The 12063-nt window shown below is 56.4% G+C and carries 11 protein-coding genes; 5 read left to right on the top strand and 6 right to left on the bottom strand.

Annotated features, from left to right (window positions below; translation table 11 throughout):
• Positions 1-26: 26 nt before the first annotated feature.
• Genes ACORNT_RS01995 through ACORNT_RS02010 form a run of 4 tightly spaced genes read right to left on the bottom strand, consistent with a single transcriptional unit; the run spans position 27 to position 5316 of the window.
• Positions 27-923: a hydroxymethylglutaryl-CoA lyase gene (locus ACORNT_RS01995; RefSeq protein ID WP_321394637.1), complete on the bottom strand. Its 897-nt coding sequence runs from the start codon at positions 921-923 to the stop codon at positions 27-29.
• Entirely contained in the window at positions 920-2908 is a 1989-nt protein-coding gene (locus ACORNT_RS02000; RefSeq protein WP_321394639.1) for an acetyl/propionyl/methylcrotonyl-CoA carboxylase subunit alpha, read from the bottom strand. Before ACORNT_RS02000 ends, ACORNT_RS01995 begins: the two co-directional genes overlap by 4 nt.
• A gap of 3 nt (positions 2909-2911) precedes the next feature.
• Positions 2912-3706 carry an enoyl-CoA hydratase-related protein gene (locus ACORNT_RS02005; RefSeq protein WP_321394642.1) on the bottom strand — a complete coding sequence of 265 codons (795 nt, stop codon included), beginning with the start codon at positions 3704-3706 and terminating at the stop codon, positions 2912-2914.
• Between the two features lie 2 nt (positions 3707-3708).
• Positions 3709-5316: a carboxyl transferase domain-containing protein gene (locus ACORNT_RS02010; protein WP_321394645.1), complete on the bottom strand. Its 1608-nt coding sequence runs from the start codon at positions 5314-5316 to the stop codon at positions 3709-3711.
• Between the two features lie 130 nt (positions 5317-5446).
• Here ACORNT_RS02010 and ACORNT_RS02015 point away from each other — a divergent pair, with 130 nt between their 5' ends.
• The gene (locus tag ACORNT_RS02015; RefSeq protein WP_321394648.1) at positions 5447-6331 is read left to right on the top strand and encodes a LysR family transcriptional regulator; all 885 of its coding nucleotides are present in this window, start codon (positions 5447-5449) and stop codon (positions 6329-6331) included.
• An 11-nt stretch (positions 6332-6342) separates the two neighbouring features.
• The gene (locus ACORNT_RS02020; protein WP_321394651.1) at positions 6343-7218 is read left to right on the top strand and encodes an AEC family transporter; all 876 of its coding nucleotides are present in this window, start codon (positions 6343-6345) and stop codon (positions 7216-7218) included.
• 207 nt (positions 7219-7425) lie between these two features.
• On the opposite strand, the gene ACORNT_RS02025 is transcribed toward ACORNT_RS02020, so the two are convergent.
• A complete protein-coding gene (locus tag ACORNT_RS02025; protein WP_321394653.1) occupies positions 7426-7704 on the bottom strand; it encodes a BolA family protein in 279 nt (92 codons plus the stop codon).
• Positions 7705-7816: 112 nt separating this feature from the next.
• Between ACORNT_RS02025 and ACORNT_RS02030 the strand changes: the two genes are divergently transcribed.
• Genes ACORNT_RS02030 through cobT form a run of 3 tightly spaced genes read left to right on the top strand, consistent with a single transcriptional unit; the run spans position 7817 to position 11289 of the window.
• Complete coding sequence (locus ACORNT_RS02030; RefSeq protein WP_321394655.1) at positions 7817-8407, top strand: J domain-containing protein; 591 nt, start codon at positions 7817-7819, stop codon at positions 8405-8407.
• The gene (gene cobS, locus ACORNT_RS02035) at positions 8404-9414 is read left to right on the top strand and encodes a cobaltochelatase subunit CobS (RefSeq protein ID WP_321394659.1); all 1011 of its coding nucleotides are present in this window, start codon (positions 8404-8406) and stop codon (positions 9412-9414) included. Before ACORNT_RS02030 ends, cobS begins: the two co-directional genes overlap by 4 nt.
• Before the next feature lie 15 nt (positions 9415-9429).
• Positions 9430-11289 carry a cobaltochelatase subunit CobT gene (gene cobT / locus ACORNT_RS02040; RefSeq protein WP_321394662.1) on the top strand — a complete coding sequence of 620 codons (1860 nt, stop codon included), beginning with the start codon at positions 9430-9432 and terminating at the stop codon, positions 11287-11289.
• Positions 11290-11320: 31 nt separating this feature from the next.
• On the opposite strand, the gene ACORNT_RS02045 is transcribed toward cobT, so the two are convergent.
• A complete protein-coding gene (locus ACORNT_RS02045) occupies positions 11321-11965 on the bottom strand; it encodes a TetR/AcrR family transcriptional regulator (RefSeq protein ID WP_321394665.1) in 645 nt (214 codons plus the stop codon).
• Between the last annotated feature and the right edge of the window lie 98 nt (positions 11966-12063).

Below are 12063 nucleotides of genomic sequence, written 5' to 3' on the forward strand. Positions count from 1 at the left end.
AGTGTTCCTGCCGTTTTGCCGGCTATTTAATCAGTTTTACCCATGGCCGTCGCCACCTTTGATGCAGGTGGCCGCCCCAGATGATCGGCAATATACCATGCCGCCTTCACAAGTTTGTCCAGATCGACACCGGTTTCAAAACCCATGCCGTTCAGCATATAAAGCACATCTTCCGTCGCCACATTGCCGGACGCCCCTTTTGCATAGGGACAGCCGCCAAGGCCGGCCACGGAACTGTCGACAACCCTGACACCGCGCTCCAGCCCGGTCAGGATGTTGGCCAGCGCCTGGCCGTAGGTGTCATGGCAATGCAGCGCGATCTTTTCAACGGGGATGCGGTCCAGCACTACTTCCAGCATGTCTGCCATGCTTTTTGGCGTTCCCACACCAATGGTGTCGCCGAGCGAAACCTCATAGCATCCCATGGCCAGCAGGCGCTCGGACATGACGGCCACAGCCTCGGGCGCAATATCCCCTTCATAGGGACAACCCAGCACGCAGGAGACATAACCGCGCAGAGCCACGCCATTTTCACACGCCAGTTCGGCCACTGGCGCAAACCGGTCCAGGCTTTCCTCAATGCTGCAGTTGATATTCTTCCGGCTGAAGCTTTCGGACGCCGCCCCGAAAATGGCCACTTCTGTTGCTCCGGCGTCCAGCGCCGCTTCAAGTCCCCTGAGATTGGGGGTGAGCACCGGATAAGTCACGCCTTCCCGTTTCGGCAATGCCGCCATGACATCTGAATTATCCCCCATCTGCGGCACCCATTTGGGGGAGACAAAGCTTGTCGCCTCGATATGGGTAAGGCCCGCCTCGGCCAGGAGTTCGATCAGCCGCACCTTGACGTCGGTCGGCACTACTTCCTTTTCATTCTGCAGGCCGTCCCGGGGGCCGACCTCGTAAAGCCTGACCTTGTCCGTCATTGTTCCGGCTCCGTAATTCTGACCAATACCTGTCCGTCGGAAACCTGATCGCCTTCTCCGGCAGACAATTTCTCCACAGTTCCGGTGACCGGCGCCTTCAGGGTATGTTCCATTTTCATGGCTTCCAGTACCAGCAAGGGCTGGCCGGCCTCCACTTCGTCGCCTTCGGCCACCATCAGGCGGCTGACCTTGCCCGGCATGGGGGTGACAATCACACCGCTGCCGCCGGCTTCTTCGGCATCTTCGGCACCGGGGACAAAATGATGCAGGTAGTGCACCCGGCCGTCACAGAAAATGGTCAGGTCGCTGCCGTCTTCCGCAACCGTGGCATGGACTTCCTCGTCGCCATCCTTCATCAGAAAGACGCGGCCCTCCTCATCATGGATATGGCTGACGACTGCACTCTCGTCTTCAAGTGAAACCCGATAGCCGTTTTGCAGATATTCCACCATAATTTCGTGCCGGTGCTCGCCTTCGATGAAAACCAGCGGTGATTTCAGGGACAGATTCATCCGCCAGCCGTCGCTCCAGGCAAAAGGATCGTCCCCAGTTGTCTGACGGTCAAGGATACGCACGGCCGCACAGGCCAGCGTTCCAATACCGGCTTTCTTCCCGGTCGGCAGCAAAGCTTCCGAATGATGCTCGATGAAATGGGTATCCACATCCCCGGCCTTGAAATCAGGATGATCGAATATGGCCGCCAGAAAATCCAGATTGGTCCTGACCCCTGCCACCGAAGTCTTGCGCAGGGCACGGGCCATCTGCCTGAGCGCCCCGGTCCGGGTCCGGTCCCAGACGATCAGCTTGGCGATCATCGGATCGTAATAGATGGAAACCTCGTCCCCTTCCTCGATGCCTGTATCCAGACGGAAATGGGCATCCTGAACCGGCGTGCGTAAATGACTGAGTTTACCCGTCTGGGGCAGGAATCCGTTGGCCGGATCCTCCGCATAGAGCCGCACCTCGAAAGCATGTCCGGCAAGAGCGATCTGGTCCTGGGACAGGGGCAGCGGGTCACCAGAAGCCACCCGAAGCTGCCATTCCACAAGATCCTGGCCGGTGACCAGTTCGGTGACCGGATGCTCCACCTGCAGGCGGGTATTCATTTCCATGAAATAGAAACTGTCTTTGGTCAGTCCCCGGCCGGAATCGACAATAAACTCAATCGTTCCGGCCCCGCAATAACCTATCGCCTTGGCGGCGGTAACAGCCGCATCACCCATTGCCTTGCGCACATCCGCTGGCATATCCGGGGCCGGCGCTTCCTCCACCACCTTCTGGTGACGACGCTGCAGGGAACAGTCGCGTTCAAACAGATGCACGGCATTGCCGTGACCGTCAGCAAAGACCTGGACCTCGATATGACGCGGTTTGGTCAGATATTTCTCGATCAAGACATGATCATTACCGAAAGACGCCTTGGCCTCGCGCTGACAGCTTTCCAGAGAAGAAAGGAACTCTTCAGACGCCTTTACCAGACGCATGCCTTTGCCGCCGCCGCCGGCCACCGCCTTGATCAGGACCGGATAGCCGATCTCGTCGGCCTGCTGTTTCAAAAATTCCGGGCCCTGCTCTTCACCCTGATAGCCGGGCACCACCGGCACCCCGGCGGCCTGCATCAGCTCCTTGGCCCGGTCCTTCAGGCCCATGGCCCGGATGCTGTCGGCGGACGGTCCGATAAAGACGATCCCCGCTGCTGCACAGGCTTCGGCAAATTCCGCATTTTCCGACAGGAAGCCATACCCCGGGTGAATGGCCTGGGCGCCGGTGCGTTTGGCCACCTCGATCAGAAGGTCACCCTTCAGGTAACTGTTGGCCGCTTCCGGCGCCCCGATATGAACGGCTTCGTCGGCCAGACGAACATGACGGGCTTTTTCGTCCGCATCGGAATAAACAGCGACCGTACGTACCGCATTTTTGCGGGCGGTTTCGATAATCCGGCAGGCGATTTCACCCCGGTTGGCGATCAGGATCTTGTCAAACATGGTTTATCCTTTCACCCAGCCTGGCTTGCGTTTTTCGAAAAAGGCCTTGATACCCTCCTTCGCTTCATCCTTTGCCCGGACAGAAGCAATCCGCTCCGCGCTATCCTCGATAATTTCCGCCTCAAGCGGCCGGAAGGCATAATCCAGCACCAGCTTCTTGGAGGCCGCCACGGCGCGAGGCGCAGCGAGGTTCACATCCACCAGAATTCTTTCGAGGATTTCGGTCATCTGCTCACCTGTCTCGGCTACTTCATGGACGAGGCCAATTTCCCTGGCCGTGTCGGCAAAGAAAGCTTCCCCGGTCTGGAAATATCTTTTGGCCTGACGCGGACCAATCGCGGTAATCACATAAGGCGAAATGGTTGCCGGGATCAGGCCGAGCTTGACCTCGGACAGGGAAAAGCGTGTGCTTCGTTCCGCAATGACCACATCGCAGCAGGAAACAAGCCCGAGCCCGCCGCCCATGGCCGCACCATGCACACAGGCAATGGTCAGTTTGGGCAGTTCGAACAGGTGCTTCAGCATATAGGCCAGCGCTTCCGCATCCCCCTTGTTCTGGTCGTGACTGAAATCGGCAGCCCGTTTCATCCAGTCCAGATCCGCCCCGGCAGAGAAGCTCTTGCCGTTGCCGGAGATAATCACGGCCTTGACCGCGTCGTCTTCCGCCAGGTCGCGAAAAACCTCTGTCAGACGCCGGATCATTCCCTCGTTAAAGGCATTGCGAACTTCCGGCCGGTTCAGGGTTACCCGCGCCAGTCCATTGTCCTGTTTTTCAATCTGTACAGTTTCATCAGTCATGATTACATCCTGAATATGCCAAATTCGGTTTTCTCGATGGGAGCGTTGAGGCTGGCGCTGAGGCCAAGCCCGAGCACCCGGCGGGTCTGGGCGGGATCTATCACCCCGTCATCCCACAGCCTGGCAGAGGCATAATAGGGATGCCCCTGATGCTCATATTGTTCTTCAATGGGCTTGCGGAATTCAGCTTCCTCTTCCGCCGACCATTGCTGTCCGGCCCGTTCCATGCCGTCACGTTTTACCGTGGCCAGCACACCGGCCGCCTGTTCACCGCCCATGACGGAAATGCGGGCGTTGGGCCACATCCACAGAAAGCGGGGGTTATAGGCCCGGCCGCACATGCCGTAGTTGCCGGCCCCGAAAGAACCACCGATGATCACGGTAAATTTGGGCACCCGGGCACAGGACACGGCGGTCACCATTTTGGCGCCGTCCTTGGCAATGCCGCCTGATTCATATTTGCGGCCGACCATAAAGCCGGTGATATTCTGCAGGAACACCAGCGGAATACCCCGCTGACTGCAGAGTTCGACAAAATGCGCGCCTTTAAGGGCTGATTCCGAGAACAGGACGCCGTTGTTGGCGACAATCCCCACCGGCATGCCGTAGATATGGGCGAAACCGCACACCAGCGTCGTACCGTAGCGTTTCTTGAATTCATCAAAGTCGCTGCCGTCCACGATCCGGGCGATTACCTCGCGCACATCATAGGGCACCTTGGGATCAGCCGGCACAACACCGTATATTTCTTCCGGATCATAAAGCGGATCCCGGCTTTCCTTCAGTTCCAGCTGGGCGGGTTTGACCCGGTTCAGGTGGGACATGGTACGGCGGGCAATTTCCAGCGCATCATTATCGTCCTGGGCCAGATGATCGGCCACGCCGGAAATGCGGGTATGCACATCGCCGCCACCAAGATCCTCGGCCGTCACTTCCTCACCCGTGGCCGCCTTGACCAGCGGCGGGCCGGCCAGGAAAATGGTGCCCTGTTCCTTGACAATAATACTTTCATCGCTCATCGCCGGCACATAGGCGCCGCCGGCGGTGCAGGAACCCATCACAACCGCAATCTGGGGAATGCCCTTGGCGGACATGTTGGCCTGGTTATAGAAGATACGGCCGAAATGAAGTTTATCGGGGAACACCTCGTCCTGGTTGGGCAGGTTGGCGCCGCCGCTGTCCACCAGATAGATGCAGGGCAGATTATTCTGCTCGGCGATTTCCTGGGCGCGCAGGTGTTTCTTGACCGTCAGGGGATAATATGTCCCGCCCTTGACTGTGGCGTCGTTACAGACAATCACACATTCCCGGCCAGCGACCCGGCCGATCCCGGCGATCACGCCTGCTGCAGGAATATTGTCGTCATAGACCTCATAAGCGGCAAGCTGGGACAGTTCCAGAAAGGGCGAGCCCCGATCGAGAAGCCGGTTAACCCGGTCACGCGGCAGAAGTTTGCCGCGGCTCAGGTGCCGGTCTCTGGAGCGTTCTCCGCCCCCTTGTTCGATTAAGGCGATTTTCTCCTCAAGGTCCCGGACCAGTGCCTGCATGGCCATTCTGTTGGCCTCGAAATCCGCGCCTTTGACATCCAGGTCCGATTTTAGCTGGGTCATTTCTTGTTTCCTGACGATTTTGTTCTGACCCGGCCAGTGTAGCAAATCCGGAACCATAGAAAAAATCACTAATATTTATTTGTGTGATAGAAGATTTCTATTATTGTATTGCAGTCAATTCAGGAATTCCATGATGTTCGAACTATATCAGCTCAGATATTTCCTCGCTATCGTCGAAACGGGCAGCTTTACCAAGGCGGCGGAAAGGGTCTATGTGACCCAGCCGACCCTGTCGGCGGGTATCCAGAAACTGGAAGCCGCACTGGAAACCCGCCTGTTCGATCGGTCCAGCAAACGGGTCTTCCTGACCGAAAGCGGCAGCCGTTTTGTCGACCGGGCCAAGGCCATACTGCATCAGGTCAGTCTTGCCGAGGCGGAAATGGGCGATACGGACAACCCCAAAATCCTTCGTCTCGGGGTGTTGATGACGGTTCCGGCACAAACAGTAAAAAATCTGATGCAGCCGTACCTTCGGGAAGAAGGCGGGCTGGTGGTCGAACTGTTTGAAGGCACCGAACAGGAAATCCTCAACCGGCTTGATTCGGGACAGGTGGACATCGCCCTGACCATCCTGAGACCCGGTCAGAAAGGAAAGACGACCGCGTTGTACCGGGACCGCTATTCCATCGCCATCGCCGCCCATCATCCGCTGGCAGATAAAAAGGTCCTCAAGCCGCGTGACCTGGCCGACGAACCTACCATTGTCAGATCCCGCTGTGAACTACTCAGCCAAACCAGCCGTTTTTTTACCGACCACAATGTCCGGCCGCGCCTGGTTTACCGCACGCCGCAGGATGAACGGGCCCTGATGATGGTGGCGGCCGGCATCGGTTTCACCACCATGCCCGACCAGTATACTATGGAAGGGGTTGTGCGCCTGCCGATGGAAGGCTATGACTTTGAACGGCAAATCGGGCTGATCTGGACCGGACACCATCTAAGCCCGGAACGTGAAAGCCTGTTCAGCCGCTTCACTTTGTATGCAAGCAGCCATCTTGCCGAAATGGCTTATTAAGGAAGTTTCTGATGTTCGCCGAGCTTTTTGCGGTCACCGCCCCGGTATTTCTGATCGCCCTGCTGGGCTTTACCTGGGTCAAACGGGGCCAGAAGTTTCCCACCGACTTTGTGAGCGTCATGAATATGAATATCGGGGCGCCCGCACTGGTATTTAACGGGCTTCTGGGCCTGGGAGACAAGCTTTTCGAGGCCAGTGATTTTATACTCGCGTCTGCAGTAACCATTGTTGCCATGCTGGCGCTGAGTACGCTTGTCGCATTGGCCCTCAGGCTGCCGAAACGGGGCTTTATTATCGCCCTCTATTCCACCAACAGCGGCAACATGGGGCTTCCCCTGTGCCTGTTTGCCTTCGGACAAATCGGCCTTGGTCTGGGACTTACCTTTTTTGCTGTCAGCGTCATTTTCCAGTTCACCGTGGCCCTGTTCATCAGCCATGGCAACCTCCGACCCGCCAGCCTTGCCCGGGTCAGCCTGATCTGGGGTATTGCTTTTGCCCTGTTTTTCATCCTCACCGGCATTACGCCACCGGCCTGGGTGACCAATACAACCCAGTTGCTGGGCGGCCTGACGATTCCCCTGATGCTGCTGACGCTGGGCGCGTCTCTTGCGACCTTGAAAGTGGAAAATTCAGGCCAGTTGATCGCGCTGTCTGCCCTGAAAATAGCCATGGGCGTCGGCATGGGCCTGGGGGTCGCGACGCTGTTCGGTTTCAGTGGCGTCGAAAGGAATGTCCTGATCCTGCAATGCAGTATGCCGGTTGCCGTCTTCAGCTACTTACTGGCCAGCCAATATAATCGCAATCCCCAGGAAGTGGCGGCCATGGTGTTTTTCACAACACTCATGTCCGTTGTGACAGTGCCGCTGATTCTGACCTATATGCTGTAAAGAAAAGGAAAAGGGACGGAGCTTTATAGTCGTTACCACACAAACCTGTTACCACACAGGAACAATCCTCCGAACAATCCTGGCTCTGCCTTATACTGCCTGAGCCCCGTTCCCCTCCTTTGGAATATACCAGGATCAAGATGATTGTATAAAATTTTAATATCACTAAATGATACCAAACACAAGCCACAACCTGAGAGTGTCGGGTCAGCCCGCACTATTTTCGTCAGGGCTTGTCAGGTTCAGCGACAGGGCATGCACCGGCCCCGCCAGTTCCTCGGCCAGAATTTTATAGACCAGGCGCTGACGGGCGACCCGGTTAAGACCGTCAAAGGCAGAGGCTACCATATTAACGTGAAAATGGGTCTCCCCTTCAGGGCGGGCGCCCGAATGCCCGGCATGATCACAGGACTGGTCAATAACTTCCAGTTGCTCCGGTGACAGTTCCCGGGTCAGCTTTTCCCTGATTGATTCCGCTACTTTCATATCGTATTTTCCCTGTTAAGCCTTTCCCTGTTTGCGCCAGAATTCATTCCGGTTCAAGCCCGAGGATCAGATATATTTTGAATTTTCCAATCTGCGTTATATCTATAGCATCATGAATGACCAAACTGCCAGACTCCATCCCGGCCTTGATCTGGGACAAAAGACGGACGTAAAAACCTGCGATCATCCCGATTGCCGGGAGGAAGGCCTGTTCCGGGCGCCAAAATCCCGCGACCGGCTTGACCACTATTTCTGGTTCTGCAAGCCCCATGTGCGGGAATATAACCTGGGCTGGGATTTCTTTGCAGATATGGGCCGCGACCAGATCCAGGCCTGGGCCCGGGACAGCCAGACCTGGCACCGGCCGACCTGGCGCATCGGCGCCCGCTGCACGGGCATTGACGGCCTGCGCGATGATATGGGTATTTTTGAAGACCTCGACGGTTTCGGTCGCCGTTTTACGGAAAACGAGCCCCCCATACCGGGGAAAAACAGCTTTTCGGGCGAAGATATACGACAATTGGTCATACTGGGTCTTGACGAAACGGCCACGATCACCGACATAAGAAATGCATACAAAAAGCTGGTAAAACGATTTCATCCCGATGTGAACAGGGATGACAAATTCGCGGAAGAAAAATTCAAGGAAATTCTTAACGCCTATCATCATATGACCAGCCTCAAATCAGGAAGTTCAGAATGACAGTTGCAGGAACCGACCAGAGTTATACAGACCTCCCCGACATCAAAGTCAATGTCAGACAGGTTTTTGGTATCGACAGCGATATGGAAGTGCCCGCCTTTGCAGAGCGGGACGAGCATGTCCCGGATCTGGATGAAAGTTATATTTTTGACCATGATACCACACTGGCGATCCTGGCCGGTTTTGCCTATAACCGCCGGGTCATGATCCAGGGTTATCACGGGACCGGTAAATCCACCCATATCGAGCAGGTTGCCGCCCGGCTGAACTGGCCGTGCGTGCGGGTCAACCTTGACAGCCATATCAGCCGTATCGACCTGGTGGGCAAGGATGCCATCGTCCTCAAGGACGGTGTCCAGGTCACCGAGTTCCAGGAAGGCATCCTGCCCTGGGCCTTGCAGAATCCGACCGCCCTGGTTTTCGATGAATATGATGCCGGCCGGCCTGACGTGATGTTCGTGATCCAGCGGGTGCTGGAAGTCTCCGGCAAGCTCACCCTTCTGGACCAGAACAAGGTGATCCGGCCGCATCCGGCCTTCCGCCTGTTTGCCACGGCCAATACCATCGGCCTTGGCGATACCTCCGGCCTTTATCACGGCACCCAGCAGATCAACCAGGGACAGATGGACCGCTGGAACATTGTCACCACGCTCAACTATCTTGAACATGAAATGGAAGAGGATATCATCCTCGCCAAAATGCCGGCGCTGAACAGCGAGGACGGCAAGAAGCTGATCAAACAGATGGTGCAGGTGGCAGACCTGACCCGCAACGGCTTCATCAACGGTGATATTTCCACCGTCATGTCGCCGCGGACCGTGCTGACCTGGGCGGAAAACAATGCGATTTTCAACGACGCTGCCTTTGCCTTCCGGGTTACTTTCCTCAATAAATGCGACGAAATAGAACGCCCCCTTGTGGCGGAATATTACCAGCGTTGCTTTGGCGAGGAACTACCCGAGACATCGGCACCCGGACTGGCCGGCAATCCGCCGGTCGTCAACTAGCCGACGGACCGGCCGGTGGGCAAGTCAAACAATCGCCAGATTGAGCAATTCAAGCAGGCCGTCACCTCGACGGTGCGGGCCATGGCCGGCAATGCCGAAATCGATGTAACGTTCGGCCCCGACGCCCCGGCCAGGCCGGGACAATCGGCACGCCTGCCTCTGGTCAGCCATGACCTGCCGGCCTCGGAAGTGACCCTGACCCGCGCCTATGGCGACGCCTATGCGCTTCGCAAAAGATTTCATAACGACGCTCTTCATTCAAAGAATGCCCCGACTCTGCCGGATGCCCGCGCACTCTATGATGCCATGGAGAATGCCCGTATCGAGGCCATCGGCAGCACCCATATGAAGGGGGTTGCCGGTAACCTTGATGCCCTGACCCGCAAATATTACAAGGAACACAAACTTGAGCCCGCCGGCACACTGGACGAGGCGGCCCTCGGTGATGTGATGAATCTTCTGGTTCGGGAAAAGCTGACCCACCAGTCACCACCGGATGAGGCCCGTGACGCCGTCAATGCGCTGCGGCCGCTGATTGAGGAAAAGACGTCCTCACACCTGGACCAGCTGACAGGGGCCATGGAGGACCAGGCCGCCTTCAGCAGGGTGAGCCGGCAGATTATTTCAGACCTTGGCCTGGCCGAAAACCTGAATCCGGATGAAAAACCCGAAGACAGCGAGAACCAGGACCAGAGCGAGCAGGATCAGCAGGATAACCAGGACCAGCAGGACAATGATTCGGATCAGTCCTCTGACGCCTCGGCAGACATGAGTGATGAAGGCGAAAGCCAGGAAGAAAGTTCCAGCGGGGAAAGTGGCGCTGAACTGACCCCGGAACAGCTGGAAGACCTCATGAATGAAGCTGCCCTTGAACAGATGGCGGAAGTTCCCTGGTCGCATATGAGCAACCATCCCGGTCACGGACCGATTACCAGCTACAAGGTCTATACCAGCGAATTCGACGAATATGTCACCGCCGAGGAGTTATGTGATCCGGACGAGCTCCTGCATCTCAGGAAGACCCTGGACCAGCAGCTCAGCCATCTGCAGGGCATGGTGACCAAGCTGGCCAACCGCCTGCAGCGGATGCTGATGGCCCAGCAGATGCGGTCTTGGGATTTTGACCTTGAGGAAGGCATGCTGGATACAGCCCGCCTGACCCGGGTGGTGACCAATCCCATGCATCCCCTGTCCTTCAAGATGGAAAACGAAACCGACTTCAAGGATACGGTGGTTACCCTGCTGATTGACAATTCCGGTTCGATGCGCGGCCGGCCGATCACCATTGCCGCCATGTGCGCAGATATTCTTGCCCGCACCCTGGAACGCTGTGGCGTCAAGGTCGAAATCCTTGGCTTTACCACCCGGGCCTGGAAGGGCGGCAAATCGCGAACCCAGTGGCTGGAAGACAACAAACCCAAAAACCCGGGTCGCCTGAACGATCTCCGGCACATCATATACAAGACCGCCGACACTCCCTGGAGGCGGGCCAACAGCAATCTCGGCCTGATGTTGCGGGAAGGCCTGCTGAAGGAAAATATCGACGGGGAAAGCCTTCTGTGGGCCCACAGCCGGTTGATTGCCCGGTCGGAAGAACGACGCATCCTGATGGTGATCTCGGACGGTGCGCCGGTGGACGACAGCACCCTGTCCTCCAACAGCGCCAATTTCCTTGAAGACCACCTCAGGGCGGTCATAGACTGGATTGAAAAACGTTCCCCGGTAGAGCTTCTGGCCATCGGCATCGGCCACGACGTCACCCGCTATTACCAGAATGCGATCACCATCATGGATGCGGAACAGTTGGGCGGCGCCATTACGGAGCAGCTTGCCGACCTGTTTGACGACACACCCGTCCGCCGCAGAATGCACTGAATTTACGGAACCCCAAAAAGAATGCCGGTCCTTACATGGATCGTATCCAGCTTTTCAGCTGGTTCATCTGGTTGCGGAGCATGGCTTCATCGTCCGCCGCCGAAGACAACAGGGTTACCCCGTAAAGCGCTCCGGCCAGTCGTGTCGCCAGATCGGGCGCCTCATCGACGAAACTCATCAGATGAAACTGTTCCTTGATCCAGTCAAGACGGCGGATGATAAGTTTTGTCGCCGCCTTTTCAAGCTTCGAGCCTTCGTTTCTAAGGTCCAGATAAAGACGGGTGATCGGGCAGCCGTATTTTACCAGGACATCCGCCTCATCAATAAGACTATCGATCAGACAGCTCAGACGCTGGCGCGGATTGGAATGCTCTTCTGTTCTGACGAAAATTTCACTCAGGCGAGCGTCGTGCCAGGCGATAACCTGCAGGCAGATATCTTCCCTGGATTTAAAACAGTCGGATATCTCCTTGACCGATACACAGATATCCTCGGCGATATCATCGAACGTGGTCTGATGATAGCCTTTCTCACGCATGAGCTTGATGGCCGACCGGACAAACCTGTCAGCTTCACTATTATTGAGGTCCCGACCCTTGAGAGAGTTTCCCTGACCAGATTTGCCCCCTGATGGCAAACTCTCTGGATTCGCCTCGTTTGCGATTTGAGTCTGCATTGTCTGCTTTCTCTTAATTTCTCTATAGTTTTTTTCTTATTTTTTGCCGCATATAGCATTTCACCAAATTCTTAACATATTCTTATGCAAAACATTCA

Source organism: Emcibacter sp., from assembly GCF_963675455.1.
Taxonomy (GTDB): domain Bacteria; phylum Pseudomonadota; class Alphaproteobacteria; order Sphingomonadales; family Emcibacteraceae; genus Emcibacter.

Coding starts and splice junctions, on each gene's coding strand:
- cobS (WP_321394659.1), top strand. CDS start 8,404: ATGACAGTTGCAGGAACCGACCAGAGTTATACAGACCTCCCCGACATC.
- ACORNT_RS02045 (WP_321394665.1), bottom strand. CDS start 11,965: ATGCAGACTCAAATCGCAAACGAGGCGAATCCAGAGAGTTTGCCATCA.
- ACORNT_RS01995 (WP_321394637.1), bottom strand. CDS start 923: ATGACGGACAAGGTCAGGCTTTACGAGGTCGGCCCCCGGGACGGCCTG.
- ACORNT_RS02000 (WP_321394639.1), bottom strand. CDS start 2,908: ATGTTTGACAAGATCCTGATCGCCAACCGGGGTGAAATCGCCTGCCGG.
- ACORNT_RS02025 (WP_321394653.1), bottom strand. CDS start 7,704: ATGAAAGTAGCGGAATCAATCAGGGAAAAGCTGACCCGGGAACTGTCA.
- ACORNT_RS02030 (WP_321394655.1), top strand. CDS start 7,817: ATGAATGACCAAACTGCCAGACTCCATCCCGGCCTTGATCTGGGACAA.
- ACORNT_RS02005 (WP_321394642.1), bottom strand. CDS start 3,706: ATGACTGATGAAACTGTACAGATTGAAAAACAGGACAATGGACTGGCG.
- ACORNT_RS02010 (WP_321394645.1), bottom strand. CDS start 5,316: ATGACCCAGCTAAAATCGGACCTGGATGTCAAAGGCGCGGATTTCGAG.
- ACORNT_RS02015 (WP_321394648.1), top strand. CDS start 5,447: ATGATGTTCGAACTATATCAGCTCAGATATTTCCTCGCTATCGTCGAA.
- ACORNT_RS02020 (WP_321394651.1), top strand. CDS start 6,343: ATGTTCGCCGAGCTTTTTGCGGTCACCGCCCCGGTATTTCTGATCGCC.